This window comes from Caulobacter sp. GW822-FHT01G02, from assembly GCF_058802865.1.
In genome coordinates, this window is the sequence record NZ_JBXAON010000007.1 from 157,543 (window position 1) to 173,938 (window position 16,396).

Below are 16,396 nucleotides of genomic sequence, written 5' to 3' on the forward strand. Positions count from 1 at the left end.
ACGCCCTCGCCCTTCGACAAGCTCAGGGTGAGGACGACATCAAACGACGCAGTAGAAACCTCATCCTGAGCTTGTCGAAGGACGAGGTTTCGGCTCCTCGAACCTAAGCGCTCTCCAGCAGCATCATCGTGCCCTGGCCGCCGTCGGCGCAGATGCTGACGATCGCGCGCTCGCCCTTCGGACGGGCGGCCAGCTCCTTCACCGCCTGGCTGAGGATCCGCGCTCCGGTCGCCCCGAACGGGTGACCCAACGCCAGCGAGCCGCCGAACGGATTCATGCGATCGCGTGGGAACGCCCCCATCGGCGCGGTGACGCCGGCCTTCTCGCTCAGGAACTTGGCGCTCTCCCAGGCCGCGATGTGCGACAGCACCTGGGCGGCGAAGGCCTCGTGGATCTCCCACAGCCCGACATCGGCATAGGTCATGCTGTTGCGGGCCAGCATGCGCGGCACGCCATAGGCGGGCGCCATCAGCAGGCCCTCGTGGCGCAGGTCGATCGAGGTGACCTCGTAGTCGACGATCTTCACTTTCGGCGTCTCACCCGGCAGGCGGGCCATGCCGGCCTCGGACCCGACCCAGATCGCCGCCGCGCCATCGGTGAGCGGCGAGGAGTTGCCGGCCGTCAGCGTGCCCTTGCCGCTGGTCTTGTCGAAGGCCGGACCCAGCTTGGCCAGCTTCTCCAGCGTCGAGTCCTTGCGGGGGATGGTGTCGCGCTTGGCGCCGCCGATCGGAATGACCAGGTCGTCGAAGAAGCCTTCCTCCCAGCCCTTCACCGCGCCCTGGTGGCTGGCCAGGGCGTGGGCGTCCTGGTCGGCGCGCGACAGGTTCCATTCCTTGGCGGTGATCTCGGTGTGCTCGCCCATGGACAACCCCGTGACCCGGTTGGCCACCTTGGGGATGAACAGCTTCACGTCCTTCAGGTTCAGCGCGCCCAGGGCCGCCAGTCGCTGCTGGCCCGTCTTGGCGCCCTGGAACTTGCGGATCCAGTCCGACAGGGCGACCGAAAGGCCGATCTGCACCCGGCTCATGCTCTCGACGCCGCCGACCAGGGCGAGGTCGCGGCCCCGCCCGTCGATCATGCCGGCCGCCTCGATCGCGCCGATCATGCTGGTCGAGCAGGCCATGATGGTCGAGAAGGCCGGAATGGTCGGGTCGGCCCCGGCGTCCAGCAGCACTTCGCGCGCCAGGTTGCTCCAGGTCAGGTTCGGAATGACCGTACCCCAGACCGCGAAGTCCGGCCGCGCGCCTTTCGCCAGCATGGCCTTCACGACCGGCACGGAGAGTTCGATCGCGTCGTAGGAAGCCAGCGGCCCGTCGACCTTGGCGAACGGGGTGCGGACGCCCGAGGCGATCCAGACATCCGAGGACTTGGCGGCGGATTTGGCGACGGGCATGACGAACTCCGGAAGGCGCGGAAACCTTGATCTATATGGGGTCGCCGTCCCGTTCTTGTCGAATACCGCCCTTCGGTTTTGCCTCAGGCGCGGCGACCCATTTGCACGCGGGCGTTCTGCGGCTTAATCCGACGGCATGAGCACCGACCAAGACCTCGAAATTCTGGCCCTCGACGACAAGAAGGCCAAGGCCCGCGCCTGGTTCGAAAGCCTGCGCGACCAGATCTGCGCGGAATTCGAACGCCTGGAGGACGAGGCCCCGGCCGATCTCTATCCCGGCGCGCCCGGCCGCTTCGAGAAGAAACCCTGGGACCGCCCGGCCGGCGGCGGCGGCGTCATGGGCATGATGCACGGCCGCCTGTTCGAGAAGGTCGGCGTCCACGTCTCGACGGTGCACGGGACCTTCACGCCCGAGATGGCGAAAAACATGCCCGGCGCGGCGGACGACCCCCGGTTCTTCGCCACCGGCATCAGCCTGATCGCGCACATGACCAATCCGCGGGTGCCGGCCGTGCACATGAACACCCGCTTCATCGCCACGACCAAGAGCTGGTTCGGCGGCGGCGGGGATCTCACACCCCTGCTCGGCTATCAGCGCCAGCAGGACTTCCCCGACGCCATCGACTTCCACGCCGCCTACCAGCGGGCCTGCGACAAGCACGATCCGGACTGGTACGCCAAGTACAAGGCCTGGTGCGACGAGTACTTCTTCCTGCCCCACCGTAATGAACCGCGCGGTATCGGCGGCATCTTCTACGACCACCACGCCAGCGGCGACTGGGACCGGGACTTCGCCTTCACGCAGGACGTTGGCCGGGCGTTCCTGGAGATCTATCCGGAGCTGGTCCGCCGCCGGATGGGCGAGGCCTGGACGGCCGAAGAGCGCGAGCAGCAACTGGTCCAGCGCGGCCGCTATGTCGAGTTCAACCTGCTCTACGACCGTGGCACCATGTTCGGTCTGAAGACGGGGGGGAACGTGGAATCGATCCTGAGCTCGATGCCGCCGGCGGTGAAATGGCCTTAGGGACAGTGTCGGCCGGCCGCCGGATCGCGGCCTTCGTCATCCTATTCGCCCTCTACCAGTCGGCCGAGGGCGTAGGCATGCTCTGGCTGCACAGCCCCGCTCTCCAGGCCGTGCTGATGATCGCCGCCCTGCTGGCGGCCTGGCCGGTTGGGCGCTGGCTGCTGGGTCATCGCGGCTATGACGCCTATGCCCTCGACCTCAAGCCGGGTTGGGCGCGGCTGGTGCTGGTCGGCATTCTACTGGCCGCCCTGGCGCGACTCGCCGCGGTCTTCTGGGGCCTGGCGAACGGAACCTTCGTCTTCGGTTCGCCACCTGCCTCGCACACACCGATCTTCTGGATCGGCATGGTCGCCGGCGCGGCCCTGTCGACCTTCGTCGCCTCGATCACCGAGGACATCCTGACCCGAGGCTTCTGGCTGAAGGCCTCGGGCGTCGCCTGGACCGGCTCGGCCTTCGTCCTGGCCAGCAGCGCCATCTATCTGCTGAACCACATCTACCGACTGGGCGACGGGCCGTTGGCCTGGATGCGGATCTTCTGCTTCGGCCTGGCCTATGCGGCCGCGGCCTGGCGCTGGAAGAGCCTCTGGGCCGCCGTCGGTCTGCACTGGGGCTGGAACCTGACCAACACCTTGCTCGATGGCGCAGTCACCATCGACGCGGCCCGTCCGGACGGGTCGCCCTGGCTCTCGGCCGGGGCGCACCTCGCCCTGACGGCGATCGTGCTGCTGTGGCCCGTTCAGAGCTTCATCGACAGTTCCACGTCCTCGCCGAACGGCACGGACAGGTAGCCGGCTTCGGTGGACCGCACCTTCGCCAGATACTCCGGCGCATAGTCGGCGTTGTCGGCGATGATCAACGCGCCCGGCCGCAGGCGGCTTTCCAGTAGGGCCAGGATCTCCGGATAAAGCGCCTTGGCGCCGTCCAGCAGGACGAGGTCGATCGTCTCCGGCAGGTCGACGGCCAGGGTCCGCAGCGCGTCGCCCAGGCGGATCTCGACTAGGTCCAGCAGGCCGCCGGCGACGAGATGCTCCTGGGCGCGCTCGGCCTTGAACGGCTCGAACTCGGTGGTGATCAGGCGACCGCCGCCCCCATCCCCCCAATTGTCGCGCAGGGCCGCGGCCAGGTGCAGGGTCGAGACGCCGAACGAGGTCCCGAACTCGACGATCGTCTTCGCGCCGATCGATCGCGCCAGCATGTAGAGCAGCGCGCCGGTGTCGCGCGACACCGCCAGCGGAAATTCCTTCAGGGCGCCGTAGAGCTCGAGATACTCGGTCTTGCTGCGCATCAGCCGCTCGCGCTCGGCGGCGGGCACGCCGGAGAAGACGGGGCGCGCCGTGTCGCTCAGGTCGAACAGACGGCCCAGCAGCGGTCCAAGCTTGATCAGGGTGTTCATGGAGGTCTCCAAAAGCGCGGTGTTGCGCCGGCCTCAGAAATGCGACTAATTCGTCAGGTTTCCTATTCGCGTTGCTGGACGCTCCTATGAACGACCATCCAAGCCCCCGGATTTCCTCACGAAAGCAGCCCAAGCAGGCCCGTTCGACCGAGCTGGTGGCGGCGATCCTGGAGGCGGCTGTTCAGGTTCTGGCCAAGGAGGGCGCGGCGCGTTTCACCACCGCCCGGGTCGCAGACAAGGCAGGAGTCAGCGTCGGCTCGGTCTATCAGTACTTCCCGAACAAGGCCGCGATCCTGTTCCGGCTGCAAAGCGACGAATGGCGCCAGACGACCGACCTGCTGCGCACCATCCTGGAGGACCGCGCGCGGCCGCCCCTGGAGCGCCTGCGCGCCCTGGTCCACGCCTTCGTCCGATCCGAATGCGAGGAAGCCGCGATGCGCACGGCGCTCAACGACGCCGCGCCGCTCTATCGCGACGCCCCCGAGGCCCAGGCGGCGAGGGTCTCGGGCACGGACACCATCCGCGACTTCATGCGCGAGGTGCTGCCGGACACGGACGAAGACGTCCGCGTCCAGGCCGGCGACCTGATCACCCTGACGCTCAAGGAGGTCGCCAAGGCTTTCTCCGAGACGCCGAGGACGGACACCGAGATCACGGCCCACGCCGACGCCATGGCCGACATGTTCACCGCCTATCTGGAAAGTATCAGGCGGCCTTAGGGCATTTGGCGCCGGTGTCGATCCACGCCTTGATCAGCTCGCCGAACCGCGCCTGCGTGCCGGGGGCCGGGATCCGTCCGGCGCCCGGGTTCCAGGCCCAGCCGACCAGGTGATCCTGCGCCATGTGATGATGCAGCTCGGCCATGGACTTGCCGCCGTTGGTCGAGGGATTTTTGATCTGGGCGCAGATCTGGCCCAGCGACTTGCCTTGCCAGGCCATCTCGGCGGGGGCCAGGGCCCACTTCGGATCGCCGGGGATACTTTTGATATCCGCACCCCAGGTCGGGACGTTGGCCTGGGTATGACACGAGAAGCACGGCATGCCCGCCGGGCCATGGCCGCTGTCGCCAGCGATCATCGGCGGATTGTGCGGATGCAGGTTGTCGCCTTGCGTCGGGGCGCGCTGGACCGGATGGCAGTTCAGGCAGCGCGGGCTCTGGATCACCTTGCCGGCCTCCTGGAACAGGGCGATCGACCGCGCGGCCGGATCCTTGATCGACTGGAAGCTGGCGGCGGTCTTCAGCGCCACGGGCGCTGGCCCCGCCGCCTTCGTTTCAGGCGCCGCCTGGACGCTGGCGACGACCGCGCCGGCGGCGGCCAGGGCTCCGGCCAGGATCACGACGGTAGCGATACGCATGGACGGACCTCCCGGATTTCACCGCGGGAGGAACGCGCCCGCTTAGCCTTGGGTTTCCTGCTTCAGGAATGCGCCGATCCATTCGGCCATCCGCGCGCGGTCGTTGTCGGCCGAAAGGCTGGCGATCGCCGCGTCGGCCTGCTCGTCGGTGAGCCGCGCGCCGCGCCGCGTCTCGATCAGCGCCTTGGCGTAGTCCGGCGAGAACTCGGGGTGGACCTGCATCGAGATCGCCTTGGCGTCGTCGTACGTCAGAATCCCGTAGGGCGTGAACGCGCTGCCGGCCAGCACCCGCGCGCCAGGGGGCAGCGCGACGACCTGGTCCTGGTGCGAGCCGGGCACGGCGAGGTGGTGGGCATCGTCCATCCACGGTTCCTGCGCCTCGACCGCGTAGGCCTGTAGGCCCACGCCCCAGCCCTTGTCGGACTTGATGACCTTGCCGCCGAACGCTTCGGCCATGATCTGGTGGCCGAAGCACACCCCGACCATCGGCTGCTCGCCCTTGGCCTGGACGAGGAACGCTTTGAGCGGCTCGATCCACGGCAACGGGTCATAGACTCCGGCCGCCGAGCCGGTGATGACATAGGCGTCGTTCTCGCCCGGATCCTCGGGCAGCTCGCCCTTCTGGACGTCGTAGACGCGGTAGCTGTGCTCCGGCCCCAACAGCGCCTTGAACATCGCCGAATAGCTGCCGTGGGTCTCCGCGAGGTCGCCTGGCGGATTGCCGGTCTCGAGCAGGCCGATCTTCAAGACACCCCTCCTAGTAAACCATACCCTGCGCGACCGCCTTCAGCCGCTCGATGGCGCTGAACTTGTCCTCGATAAAGTCCTGGTCGATCCACCAGATTTCGATTTCGCGCATCACCTCGCCGACCATCGGCCCTTTTGGCACGCCGGCCTGCATGACCTCCTCGCCCGACAGCGGGAAGGCCGGCGGGTTCCAGGTCTCGGCCAGGGCCAGCAGGGCCCGCCACTGCGGGGCGGTCGAGTCACGGCCCGAGCCGGCCCAGGCCAGCTTGATCCGGTCGCTGAACGCCCGCACGCCCAGGCCATAGACGGCGCGGCGCGCTTCACGCGGGCTCATCCACGAGACGATGCGCGGACTCTTGCCAACCGCGTCAACGATCCGGTCGCGGACATTGTTGGGCAGGCGCAGTCGCTCGGCCAGGTCGGCGGCCTGCTTGGGATCGTCCGGGATCAGCGCCGCCAGGCGCAGGTCCGGGTCGTTCTCGAACAGTTGCTCGGTCTCGATGGCCACCAGGGCCTCGAAGCGGGCCAGAGACTTCACCTGGGGCAGGATCGAGGACAGCACGCTGGTCGCCGCCATCAGGCGCAGAGCCGGGCGCGGATCCTCCGCGGCCAGCATCTTCATCAGTTCCTTCTGAGTACGCTCGGCGGCGCGGCCGGAGACCATGCCCTTCAGCGCCTTGCAGGCGGCCAGGGCCTTCTGGTCGGCGTCGCCCTTGCCGTACCAGGCCTGGAACCGGAAGAAGCGCAGGATGCGCAGATAGTCCTCGCGGATACGGGTCATCGGATCGCCGACGAACACCACCCGGCCTTCGTGAGCGTCCTTGATCCCCTCGCCGGTCGGGTCGTAGAGCCGTCCTTCCAGATCCGCGTACAGGGCGTTGAAGCGGAAGTCGCGGCGCTCGGCGTCCTGGCCCCAGTCCTGGGTGAAGGCCACCACCGCCCGGCGGCCGTCGGTCGAGACGTCCTTGCGTAGGGTGGTGATCTCATAGGGCCGGCCGCCCGACAGCGCCGTGATCGTGCCGTGGTCGACGCCGGTCGGAATGGCGCGCAGGCCGGCCTGCTCCAGGGCGTCGATGATCAGGTCCGGCGTCAGGGTGGTGGCGATGTCGATATCGTCGATGGGCTTGCCCATCACCGCGTTGCGAACGCAGCCGCCGACGAAGCGCGCGCAGCCGGGATAGCCGCGCGCCTCCAGGGCGGCGAACACCGCCCTTGTTCCAGGTAGCGCCATCCACGGCTGAACGCCGATCGATTCACTGCTCAACGCCTGACTCCCCACAGCACGCGTCATCGCCCCTTGAACGGGGCGACATTGTTAGGCCAGGAGACCCTGGCTTCGCCAGAGCCTGTCCGTTTCGGACCGCACAAATCCGAAACGGATAAACAGGCTCTGTTCAAACATTGGAGCGCGATAACCGCCGAAACCGCTCACACTTTCGGCTATCGCGCTCTGCGAAACACCCTATTCGGAGGGTGTCCGTCCGCTTTCGTCGTAAAGCGCCTCGTACAACGACCGGAGCATGCCGGCCGTCGCCCCCCAGATGAACCGATCGTTCCAGGGCATCGCATAGAAATGACGTCGCGCCCCATCCGGAGCCTCCCTCGACTGCCGTTGATGGTTGACCGGATCCATCAGGAAGGCGAACGGCGTCTCGAAGACGTCGGCCACTTCCTCGGGGCTGGCGACGAAGGTCGCCTTCGGATCGATGAAGCCGACCACCGGCGTCACGTGGAAGCCGGTCACCGTCTGGTAGCCGTGCAACAGGCCTACCACGGTCACCAGGGCCGGATCGAGGTTTACTTCCTCCTGCGCCTCGCGCAGGGCCGTCTGCCAGGGCGTCTCACCCGGATCGCAGCGACCGCCGGGAAAGGCGATCTGTCCGGTGTGGCTGCGCAGGGTGTCGGACCGGCGGGTCAGCAGGACCGTCAACCCGTCCTCGTGCTCGATCAGCCCCACCAGCACGGCGGCCGGACGCAGAGCGTGCGGGTTGTCGACCTTCAAACCGGGATTGAGGTCGTAGTCGGACTTCTTCGGATTGGCGAGACTGGGGTCGTAGTCCGAGATCGGATGCAGACGGCTGGCGATCCAGGCGCGGCGCTCCTCCCGCGTCATGTCTGGGTGCGTCATGCCGGGACGGCTCCCGGCGGCGCGATCGGGAAGAACGCGCCGTTCGAGCTGACGCCCCAAGCGTCGTTCTGCTGGCCAGCCATCTCGGCCAGTTCGTAGAACACCGGCCGGGCGATCAGCGCCTCCAGCCCGCGACGGACGTGAACATAGGGGCGCGGCTCGCCGGTCACCGGATCGATCTCGACGCGGATCGCATTGTCCGGCCCCGCCTCGACCGCGTCGCCGACATTGGTCTGGAAGACCAGCGCCTCGCCGCCATCGTCTTTCTGGACGCGGTCGACGCGGGTGGCGATGAACGGCGCGTCCTCGACCGTGATCCTCATCTTCTCGACGGGCGTGACCAGGTGATAGCCGTCCGGATCGAGCCGCAGCACGGTCGAGAACAGCCGCACCAGGGCCTCCCGGCCGATCGGCGAGCCTTCGTGGAACCAGACCCCGTCCTTGCGAATGCGGATGTCGATCTCGCCGCAATGCGGCGGGTTCCACAGATGGACCGGCGGCAGGCCGCGCGCGCCGGCGGCCCCCCCTTGTGCGTTTTGGGCGGCCTGGGCGACGCCGTCCAACCCGGTCTTGGGAGATGCGTCGGTCATCACGGATCAGTTAGGCCCATAGGCCATCGCACTCAAGCAGGAGTGGCGGTTCAAGCGCGCGGATCGATCGCGACCAGACCCGCGAGTCCTTCGTCCCCGGCTTCCTTCAGCGGCAGCAGCAGCACCCGGCGCTGATCCACCGGGCCGGGCATGACGACACCGGCCGTGTGGGCGTTGGTGAAGCCGACCCGGCCGAAATAGGGGCCATCGCCGACCAGCAGCACCGCGCGCCAGCCGGCGGCGCGGGCGGCCTTGACGGCGCTCTCGACCAGGGCCTGGCCCAGGCCCGCGCTGCGCTCGTCGGGATCCACCGCCAGCGGCCCCAGGAAGGCGACCGGCTCGCCGCCGATGGTCACCGGCCACATGCGACAGCAGCCGACCGGCTCGCCGTCGCGCAGAGCCACGAACGAGCAGTCGCTCAACAGGGTGTTGCCCTCGCGCAGACGCTCGGACGACTTGGCGAAACGGCCGGGGCCGAACACCCGGTCGATCAGGCGGGTGACGGCCGCCTCCATCGCCGGGGTCTCATGGACCAAGGGCGGATAGGCGGGCGCGGGCGGAACGGTCTTTTGGGCTGTTGTCGGGGTCATCGGCCTTCGGGAAATGCGAAAGGGCGTCGGGGGCTCCCGACGCGAAGGCGCGACCGGGAGGGCGTCAGATCGTGGCGCGTTCGCGCGTCATTCGTCGCAGGCGGGGCATACCCGGAAACCTCCAGAAGATGCGCGCGCTGTAGGGCCAAGCCTTTCTCAGGTCAATAACGTTGCGGTGCGCGAAGCGCGGCCTATGTTGCGACCCAATGTCCGACCCCGCCTCTCCCGCGCCGCCCGCTCCCGACACCTCTACCCGCGCCCTGTTGCGGGAGCGTGACTTCCTCCTCTTCTGGGTGGCCCGCTTCGTCTCCACCCTGGGGGTGCAGATCCAGTCCGTGGCCCTGGGCTGGCAGGTCTACGCCATCGCCCGCCTGACCCACTCGGTGGGCGAGTCGGCCTTCATGGTCAGCATGATCGGCCTGGCCCAGTTCGTGCCGCTGTTCCTGCTGACCCTCATCGCCGGCGAGACGGCCGACCGACGGACCCGCAAGCTGATCGTCGCCGCCACCCTGTGCCTGGACGCGATCAGCGCCAGCGTGCTGCTGATCCTGGCGCTGATGGGCTCGCATGCGCTGTGGCCGATCTTCGCCGTCTCGGTGATGTTCGGGGCCAGCCGCGCCTTTCTCTCGCCCGCCAGCAGCGCCATGGGGCCGATGTTGGTGCCGCGCCCCCTGCTGCCGCGCGCCATCGCCTGGAACTCGCTGTCCTGGCAGGGCGGCTCGATCCTGGGCCCGGCCCTGGGCGGCCTGCTGCTGATCCACTCGCCGGCCCTGGCCTTCGGCGCTTCGCTGGTCTTCTACCTGGCCGCCGCCGTGCTGGCCCTATCGATCCGCAAGAACACCCAGCCCGAAACCCAGCCCGGCTCGCGCGTGGAGCTGATCAAGGAAGGCCTGTCCTACGTCTGGAACAACAAGATCGTCTTCGGCTCGATCTCGCTGGACCTGTTCGCGGTGATCCTGGGCGGGGCCACGGCCCTGTTGCCGGTGTTCGCGAAGGACGTGCTGCACATCGGCCCCGGCGGTTTCGGCCTGCTGCGCGCGGCTCCCGCCATCGGCGCTTCGCTGGTCGGCGTCTACCTGGCCAGCAACCCGATCCGCCGCAACGCCGGCAAGATCATGTTCGCCGGCGTGGCCGTGTTCGGCCTGGCCACGGCGGTGTTTGGCCTCTCCAAGCTGGAGTGGCTGTCGGTCGGGGCCCTGGCCGTGCTGGGCGGGGCCGACATGCTGTCCGTCTATGTCCGCCAGACCCTGGTGCAGATCGTCACCCCGGACGCCATGCGCGGCCGCGTCGCCGCCGTCTCCGGTGTGTTCATCAGCGCCTCCAACGAACTGGGCGAGGTCGAGAGCGGGGCCATGGCCTGGCTGCTGGGTCCCATCGGCGCGGCGGTGTTCGGCGGCGTCGGGGCCATGGCGGTCACCGCCGTGTGGGCCTTCCTGTTCCCCGACCTGCGCAAGGCCGACCGACTGGAATAGGACCTAGAGGCCCGCCAGCTTTCGGATGCCGTCGCCGGTCAGCCGGCGGATGATCCATTCGTCCATCGCGGCCGCGCCGAGGCTGTCATAGAAGGCGATCGACGGGGCGTTCCAGTCGAGCACCGACCACTCCAGGCGGCCCAGCCCCTCGTCGACGCAGCGCTTGGCGAGGTTCGCCAGCAGCGCCTTGCCCGCGCCGGAGCCGCGCGCGGAAGGCCGCACGAACAGATCCTCCAGATAGATCCCGTGCCGGCCGACGAAGGTCGAGTAGTTGTAGAACCACAGGGCGAAGCCGACCGGCTGGCCGTCGAGCTCGGCGATGTCCGCGAAGGCGCGGGCCTTGGGACCGAACAGAGCCGCGGCCGTATCGGCCTGCGTCGCCTCCACCGTGTCGAGCAGCTTTTCATAGTCCGCCAGATCGAGGATGAACTGGTGGATCAGGGCGGCGTCGGCGGGCGTGGCCGAGCGAATGGAAACGGACATGGCGGTCTCTGCGGACTATCGGGACTTCGTTCTGGAGCAACTGGCCCCGCTGGGCCAGATCACCGCGCGCCGGATGTTCGGCGGAGTCGGCGTCTACGCGAACGGCCTGTTCTTCGCGCTGATCGACGACGACGTCCTCTATCTCAAGGGCGACGACGCGCTAAAGGTCGCGTTCGAGGCCGCCGGCTCCCACGCCTTCGACCCGTTCGGCGAGGGCAAGCCGATGGCCTACTGGGCCGCGCCGGTCGAGGCGCTCGACGACCAGGACATCCTGCTGGAATGGTCGCGCAAGTCGCTGGAGGTCGCGGCCCGATCAAGCGCCAAGAAGGCGGCGGGCAAGAAGAAGCGCTAGCCGATCTTCACGCCCGGCGGCGGCGGGCTGCTCTCCGGCACGAAGAAGTCCGGCATCAGGGTCGCGGCCGGATCGACCTTGTACTGGTCGAAGTCGCGGACGCCCTCGCCGTACAGGAAACTATCATCAATCAAGAAGTTCCCCGAGAACTCACGCGACGGCTTGCTGAAGATCGCATGGGCCGCGTCGGCCATGATCTCGACCGTCCGACAGTGCTTGAGGCCCTCGTCGCCGGTCAGGGCGAACTGGATGGCGGCGGTGGCGATGCCGGTGCGGGGCCACAGGGCGTTGAAGGCGACGCCGTCGCTCTTGAACTCTTCCGCCATGCCCAGCACGCACATCGACATGCCGAACTTGGCCATGGTGTAGGCCACGTGCGAGCCGAACCAGCGCGGCGACATGTCCAGCGGCGGCGACAGCATCAGGACGTGCGGGTTCTCAGCCTTCTTCAAGTAGGGGATGCAGGCCTTCGAGGTGACGAACGTGCCGCGCGTATTGATCTGGTGCATCAGGTCGTAGCGCTTCATGTCGGTCGACAGCGTCCCGGTCAGCGAGATGGCCGAGGCGTTGTTCACGCAGATGTCGATCCCGCCGAACTGGGCGACAGCCTTCTCGACCGCCTCCTGGACATTGGCCTCCTCGCGCACGTCGACCACCAGCGGCAGGGCCTTGCCGCCGGCGTCCTCGATTTCCTTGGCGGCCGTGTAGATGGTGCCGGGCAGTTTCGGATGCGCCTCGGCCGTCTTGGCGGCGATGACGATATTGGCCCCGTCCCGCGCGGCGCGCAGGGCGATGGCCAGGCCGATGCCGCGCGAGGCGCCGGTGACGAAGAGGGTCTTGCCCCGAAGCGAATTGGGCTGGCTCATGCGGGTTCTCCACGCGCTTTGATCAGGTCGACGCCGGCGACGACGAAACCGAGAATGAAGCTCATCTTGGCCACGTGCGCGACGGGACCGTGATCCTTCAGAGCGACGCCGACAAGGCCGATGACGAGCGCGGCGATCCACAGGCCGGCAGGAATGCGAAATGCTTTCGCCCGTAGGAGATCGAGAGCCCAAACCACCATGCCGACCGACCAGACGCTGGAAGCGATCAGGTACGAGGCCTCGCCGAACATCCTGGCCGACGAGGTCCGCACCAGCATCACGCCCAGCAGGCCTAGGACGAAGCCGGCCAGGCCCAGGACGCTGGCCGTGCGCCGACTCGCCGACCAGACGCCCAGCATGCCGAACATCAGCAGCAGATCGATGGCCACGTAGACGAGGTGCGGCTGCGGCTCGACCAGATGTGGATAGATGACGAACGGCGCGACGATGTCGATCACCGCGCCGACGATCGTGGCGATCCCGGCCAGACGCAGGATGGACCGGTCGTCCATCAGGCGCCCGCGCCCGTGGTCTTGACCGAAAGGTCCCACAGGCGGTCGGCCGCGTCTGGGTCGAGGGCGTGGGGCATGACGCCGTTCCAGGGGTGCTCCTGGCTCCACGGGACGGCCTGGTTGCAGTCCTCCAGATAGAGCCCGCCGACGCCGTCCAGCTCGTCGCCGACCGCGGCCCATACGCTGGTCGCCGCGCCCTGCTCGGTGCTCTTGAAGCCCTCGCGCGGCTTGTCGTGCTCGTCCAGCCAGCCCATGGCCCGCTGCTCGTCTAGTGTCATGTGCCGCTGTAGCGGAGTCATGATGCCGCCGGGCATGACGGCGTTGGCGTTGACGCCCTGGTCCTTGAACCGCTTGTCGAAGCCGACCGCGAACAGGCTGTTGGCGGTCTTGGCCTGGCCGTAGGCTTCCCACTTGTCGTAGGGCCGGGTCTGGTAGTTCGGGTCCTCGAAATGCACCGGCGAGCGACGGTGACCGATCGAGGACAGCGACACCAGTCGCGATCGGTGGCCCGAGTGCTCGGCGCCGTCGACCAGGTTCGGCGCCAGCAGCGCCGACAGCAGGAAATGGCCGAAGTGGTTCGTGCCGATCTGCATCTCCAGCCCGTCGGCCGTGCGCGACAGCGGGCAGGCCATGACGCCGGCATTGTTGATCAGGATGTTCAGCCGGCGATCGCCCCAGCGGTGGGCGAAGTGGCGGATGGCCTCGAAACTGGAAAGGTCCAGCATGCCGAAGCTGACGCGCTTCAACCCCGCCTCTTCGTTGATCTGGTTGGCGACCTCTTCGCCCAGCTCCGGCTTGCGGGCGGCGATGATCACCTCCGCGCCCGCCAGGGCCAGGGCCCGCGCCGTCTCGACGCCGATGCCGGTGGCCGCGCCGGTGACGATCGCCACCCGGCCTGACAGGTCATGGCCCGCGACGACCTCGCGCGCCGTCGACTTCGCCCCGAAGGGCGAGGTGATCCGTTCCGCCATCTGATCCTCCCAGATCGTAGTGTTGTCGGTGGAGCTTAGCCCACCTTCGAGAAGTCGGGAGCCCTTCGTTCGGCGAAGGCCATGAAGGCTTCGCGGGCCTCGGCCGTCTGCAGGCGCGCGGCGAACTCGGCGCCCTCCATGTCCATCAGGGCGGCGATCTTCTCGGCGTCGCGCATCAGGCGCTTGGTGACGGTCAGGGCCCCCAGCGGACGCTTGGCCAGTTGATCGGCGGCGGCGCGGGCGCGGGCCCGCAGGTCGCCAAGCTCGGCCGAGCCGTTGGCTATGCCCCAGGCCACGGCGGTGGCGCCGTCGATCGCCTCGCCCAGGGCGAACATGGCGTAGGCGCGGGCGTGGCCAATGCGGGCCGGCAGCAGCCAGCTGGAGGCGGCCTCGGGCACCAGGGCCAGGTTGACGAACGGCGTGGTCAGGCGCGCGTCCGGGGTCACGAACACCAGGTCGCAGTGCAGCAGCATGGTCGTGCCCACGCCCACGGCCTGCCCCTGGACGGCGGCGACCAGCGGCCGGGTGGCGTTGGCCAGGGCCTTCAGGAAGCGGATCACGTGCCGCTCGCCCGTGAAGGCTCCGGTGGCCTGGGCCGCGAAGTCCTGCAGGTCGTTGCCGGCCGTGAAGCTGTCGCCGTCGGCCTGGATGACCACGACGCGGACGGCGGGATCCGCCTCGGCCGCCTCCAGGCTGTCGGCCAGCACGCCGTACATGGCGTTCGACAGCGCGTTCTTCTTCTCCGGACGCGCCAGGGTGAGGGTCATCACGCCGGCGTCGATCTCGACCTTTACGTGATCGGTCATTGTTGGTCTCCCTTGGGGAACTTGGTCTGCAGACTGGCGAGCCAGCGCGCGACGACGCCGATCTCCTCCTCCGTGAAGCCTTCGGTGAGGTGGGCGTTGACGCCATCAAGACCCGCCTTCGCGGCCTGGCGAGCGGCGCGGCCCTTGGCGGTCAGGCGCAGGCGCATGGCGCGGCCGTCCTTGGGATCGGCCTGGCGCTCGACCAGCTCGGCGCGGGTCATGCGGTCGATCAGGCCGGTCATCGCCGAAGGGGCCAGGTCCAGCGCGTCGGCGGCCTCGCCGATCAGCGCTCCGTCCTGCTCACCCAGATAGAACAGCACCCCCGACTGGGCGGCGGTCAGGCCGCCCTTGGCCGCCATCTTGCCCTCGATCCAGCGCTGCACGCGCCGATGGCCGGCGTTGAGCAGGAAGATGAGACGGCGATCAGCGGACACGGACATGGCCGCAGATTATGTTTCGTATGCGAAATGTCAAACGAGCGTTTCTAGTCGGGACTAGAAAAAGCCGCGTACCAGGCCACGCCGTCTCCATCCAGCTGGCGCCGGATCTTGCCGCGACCGATCAGGCAGTTGAGATGCGCCAGCGCCTCGCCCGTCGCCATGCCCAGCAGGTCTGGCCCGATCGGCCGCGCGAACAACGCCCCGAAGGTGTCGACCACACGCTTGGACTCGGCCAGCTTCTTTTCCAGCCGCGCCAGGCCCCGTTCGTGACCCGAGATCAGGCCGTCGATCCGGGTGTGCAGCCCCTCGAACGGATCGTTGTGGGCCGGCAGCACGATGACGTCGTCGGGAACCGTCGCCTTGACCTTGGCCAGCGAGCGCAGCCAGTCGCTCAGAGGGTCGGCGTCCGGCTCGGTCGGGAAAACCGAGACGTTGGACGAGATGCGCGGCAGCACCTGGTCTCCGGAGATCAGCACATTGAGTTCGGGGCACCACAGGCAGGCATGGTCGGGCGAGTGGCCCTGCCCCGTCACCACCCGCCAGGTCTTGCCGCCGATGTCGAAGTCCTCGCCGTCGGACAGCCGGCGATAGCTGTCGGGCAGGGCGTAGATCGCCTTGCCGAAGCCGCCGAAGCGGGCCTTGTAGTTCTCGATAGCGTCCTCGTCCCAGCCTGCGGCCTGAAAGAACTTCACCCCGTCCTCGGGCGCCTCGCGGCCGGTGTCGGCGACCAGCATCCGGCACTGGAAATATTCCAGCCGGGTCATCCACAGCCGGCAGTCGAACTTGCGGGTCATCCAGCCGGCCAGGCCGATATGGTCGGGATGCAGGTGGGTGACGATCACCCGGGTGAGCGGCTTGCCGCCCAGGGCGCCGGCGAAGGCGTCGCGCCAGGCCTGGCTGGTCTCGCGGGTCTGGACGCCGGTGTCGACGATCGCCCAGCCCTCGCCATCCTCGATGGCCCAGACATTGATGAACTGCAGCGAGCCGCCCAGCGGCATGCGCAGCCACAGGACGCCCGGCGCGACCTCGACCGCGCCGCCCGAACCGGCCTCCGGCGCGGTTTCGAACGGATAGACCAGCCGCCCGGCCTTGCGGACTTCCGGCGTCTCGGCCGCCGCTTCGTCTTCGAATCCGTCGCGCATTTTCGTTCCCTCAGGCCCCGTTCAACCGGCGCTTGTCGTTGATCCAACCCATTTTTTGCCCTGAAACCCAGTCATCATCACGCCTGGGTCGGACGGTGTCTTGACCCCTGATACAAGCACGCGCTTATGTC

The 16,396-nt window shown here is 68.1% G+C and carries 21 protein-coding genes and 1 pseudogene; 6 read left to right on the forward strand and 16 right to left on the reverse strand.

Features of this window, described 5'->3' with window-relative positions; genetic code table 11:
- Window positions 1–3 precede the first annotated feature (3 nt).
- A pseudogene (locus tag AC1RNC_RS20275) lies at window positions 4–107 on the forward strand (hypothetical protein); the annotation flags it as partial.
- On the opposite strand, the gene AC1RNC_RS20280 reads toward AC1RNC_RS20275, so the two are convergent.
- The gene (locus AC1RNC_RS20280; RefSeq protein WP_492888081.1) at window positions 104–1,393 is read right to left on the reverse strand and encodes an acetyl-CoA C-acyltransferase; all 1,290 of its coding nucleotides are present in this window, start codon (window positions 1,391–1,393) and stop codon (window positions 104–106) included. The pseudogene AC1RNC_RS20275 and the gene AC1RNC_RS20280 sit on opposite strands and share 4 nt — an antisense overlap.
- 136 nt (window positions 1,394–1,529) lie before the next feature.
- Between AC1RNC_RS20280 and hemF the strand changes: the two genes are divergently transcribed.
- Together hemF and AC1RNC_RS20290 are read left to right on the forward strand one after the other, a co-directional pair.
- The gene (gene hemF, locus AC1RNC_RS20285) at window positions 1,530–2,417 is read left to right on the forward strand and encodes an oxygen-dependent coproporphyrinogen oxidase (protein WP_492888082.1); all 888 of its coding nucleotides are present in this window, start codon (window positions 1,530–1,532) and stop codon (window positions 2,415–2,417) included.
- Window positions 2,408–3,205, forward strand: a complete 798-nt coding sequence (locus AC1RNC_RS20290) for a CPBP family intramembrane glutamic endopeptidase (protein WP_492888083.1) — start codon at window positions 2,408–2,410, stop codon at window positions 3,203–3,205. Before hemF ends, AC1RNC_RS20290 begins: the two co-directional genes overlap by 10 nt.
- On the opposite strand, the gene AC1RNC_RS20295 is transcribed toward AC1RNC_RS20290, so the two are convergent.
- Complete coding sequence (locus AC1RNC_RS20295) at window positions 3,154–3,810, reverse strand: O-methyltransferase (RefSeq protein WP_492888084.1); 657 nt, start codon at window positions 3,808–3,810, stop codon at window positions 3,154–3,156. The two genes, AC1RNC_RS20290 and AC1RNC_RS20295, sit on opposite strands and share 52 nt — an antisense overlap.
- Before the next feature lie 86 nt (window positions 3,811–3,896).
- Between AC1RNC_RS20295 and AC1RNC_RS20300 the strand changes: the two genes are divergently transcribed.
- A complete protein-coding gene (locus AC1RNC_RS20300) occupies window positions 3,897–4,529 on the forward strand; it encodes a TetR/AcrR family transcriptional regulator (RefSeq protein ID WP_492888085.1) in 633 nt (210 codons plus the stop codon).
- On the opposite strand, the gene AC1RNC_RS20305 is transcribed toward AC1RNC_RS20300, so the two are convergent.
- The 7 genes from AC1RNC_RS20305 to AC1RNC_RS20335 form a co-directional block, all read right to left on the reverse strand.
- Window positions 4,516–5,166: an Isoquinoline 1-oxidoreductase subunit gene (locus tag AC1RNC_RS20305; RefSeq protein WP_492888086.1), complete on the reverse strand. Its 651-nt coding sequence runs from the start codon at window positions 5,164–5,166 to the stop codon at window positions 4,516–4,518. The genes AC1RNC_RS20300 and AC1RNC_RS20305 overlap by 14 nt on opposite strands.
- A gap of 42 nt (window positions 5,167–5,208) precedes the next feature.
- Complete coding sequence (locus AC1RNC_RS20310) at window positions 5,209–5,913, reverse strand: glutamine amidotransferase-related protein (RefSeq protein ID WP_492888087.1); 705 nt, start codon at window positions 5,911–5,913, stop codon at window positions 5,209–5,211.
- A 10-nt stretch (window positions 5,914–5,923) separates the two neighbouring features.
- On the reverse strand, window positions 5,924–7,177 hold the full coding sequence (locus tag AC1RNC_RS20315; RefSeq protein ID WP_492888088.1) for a CCA tRNA nucleotidyltransferase: 1,254 nt from the start codon (window positions 7,175–7,177) through the stop codon (window positions 5,924–5,926).
- A gap of 198 nt (window positions 7,178–7,375) precedes the next feature.
- A complete protein-coding gene (locus AC1RNC_RS20320) occupies window positions 7,376–8,026 on the reverse strand; it encodes a CoA pyrophosphatase (RefSeq protein ID WP_492888265.1) in 651 nt (216 codons plus the stop codon).
- A gap of 11 nt (window positions 8,027–8,037) precedes the next feature.
- Complete coding sequence (locus AC1RNC_RS20325) at window positions 8,038–8,631, reverse strand: DUF1285 domain-containing protein (protein WP_492888089.1); 594 nt, start codon at window positions 8,629–8,631, stop codon at window positions 8,038–8,040.
- 50 nt (window positions 8,632–8,681) lie between these two features.
- Window positions 8,682–9,221 (reverse strand): GNAT family N-acetyltransferase, encoded by a 540-nt coding sequence (locus tag AC1RNC_RS20330; RefSeq protein ID WP_492888090.1) that lies wholly within the window; start codon window positions 9,219–9,221, stop codon window positions 8,682–8,684.
- 64 nt (window positions 9,222–9,285) lie between these two features.
- Window positions 9,286–9,330, reverse strand: a complete 45-nt coding sequence (locus AC1RNC_RS20335) for a hypothetical protein (protein ID WP_199170699.1) — start codon at window positions 9,328–9,330, stop codon at window positions 9,286–9,288.
- Between the two features lie 97 nt (window positions 9,331–9,427).
- Here AC1RNC_RS20335 and AC1RNC_RS20340 point away from each other — a divergent pair, with 97 nt between their 5' ends.
- On the forward strand, window positions 9,428–10,693 hold the full coding sequence (locus AC1RNC_RS20340; RefSeq protein ID WP_492888091.1) for an MFS transporter: 1,266 nt from the start codon (window positions 9,428–9,430) through the stop codon (window positions 10,691–10,693).
- Between the two features lie 3 nt (window positions 10,694–10,696).
- Here AC1RNC_RS20340 and AC1RNC_RS20345 read toward each other — a convergent pair whose 3' ends face one another.
- Complete coding sequence (locus AC1RNC_RS20345) at window positions 10,697–11,176, reverse strand: GNAT family N-acetyltransferase (RefSeq protein ID WP_492888092.1); 480 nt, start codon at window positions 11,174–11,176, stop codon at window positions 10,697–10,699.
- Between AC1RNC_RS20345 and AC1RNC_RS20350 the strand changes: the two genes are divergently transcribed.
- Window positions 11,163–11,528, forward strand: a complete 366-nt coding sequence (locus AC1RNC_RS20350; RefSeq protein ID WP_492888093.1) for a TfoX/Sxy family protein — start codon at window positions 11,163–11,165, stop codon at window positions 11,526–11,528. The genes AC1RNC_RS20345 and AC1RNC_RS20350 overlap by 14 nt on opposite strands.
- Here the strand turns inward: AC1RNC_RS20350 and AC1RNC_RS20355 are convergent.
- From AC1RNC_RS20355 to AC1RNC_RS20380, 6 genes are read right to left on the reverse strand one after another with little or no spacing between them, the layout of a single operon-like run.
- Window positions 11,525–12,394 carry an SDR family oxidoreductase gene (locus AC1RNC_RS20355; RefSeq protein WP_492888094.1) on the reverse strand — a complete coding sequence of 290 codons (870 nt, stop codon included), beginning with the start codon at window positions 12,392–12,394 and terminating at the stop codon, window positions 11,525–11,527. The genes AC1RNC_RS20350 and AC1RNC_RS20355 overlap by 4 nt on opposite strands.
- The gene (locus tag AC1RNC_RS20360) at window positions 12,391–12,906 is read right to left on the reverse strand and encodes a hypothetical protein (RefSeq protein WP_492888095.1); all 516 of its coding nucleotides are present in this window, start codon (window positions 12,904–12,906) and stop codon (window positions 12,391–12,393) included. Before AC1RNC_RS20360 ends, AC1RNC_RS20355 begins: the two co-directional genes overlap by 4 nt.
- Window positions 12,906–13,877, reverse strand: coding sequence for an SDR family NAD(P)-dependent oxidoreductase (locus tag AC1RNC_RS20365; protein WP_492888096.1), 972 nt, complete (start codon window positions 13,875–13,877; stop codon window positions 12,906–12,908). The genes AC1RNC_RS20360 and AC1RNC_RS20365 overlap by 1 nt, the downstream gene beginning before the upstream one ends.
- A 35-nt stretch (window positions 13,878–13,912) precedes the next feature.
- Window positions 13,913–14,683, reverse strand: a complete 771-nt coding sequence (locus AC1RNC_RS20370; RefSeq protein WP_492888097.1) for an enoyl-CoA hydratase-related protein — start codon at window positions 14,681–14,683, stop codon at window positions 13,913–13,915.
- Entirely contained in the window at window positions 14,680–15,123 is a 444-nt protein-coding gene (locus tag AC1RNC_RS20375; RefSeq protein ID WP_492888098.1) for a MarR family winged helix-turn-helix transcriptional regulator, read from the reverse strand. Before AC1RNC_RS20375 ends, AC1RNC_RS20370 begins: the two co-directional genes overlap by 4 nt.
- A gap of 44 nt (window positions 15,124–15,167) precedes the next feature.
- A complete protein-coding gene (locus tag AC1RNC_RS20380) occupies window positions 15,168–16,265 on the reverse strand; it encodes an MBL fold metallo-hydrolase (RefSeq protein WP_492888099.1) in 1,098 nt (365 codons plus the stop codon).
- Between the last annotated feature and the right edge of the window lie 131 nt (window positions 16,266–16,396).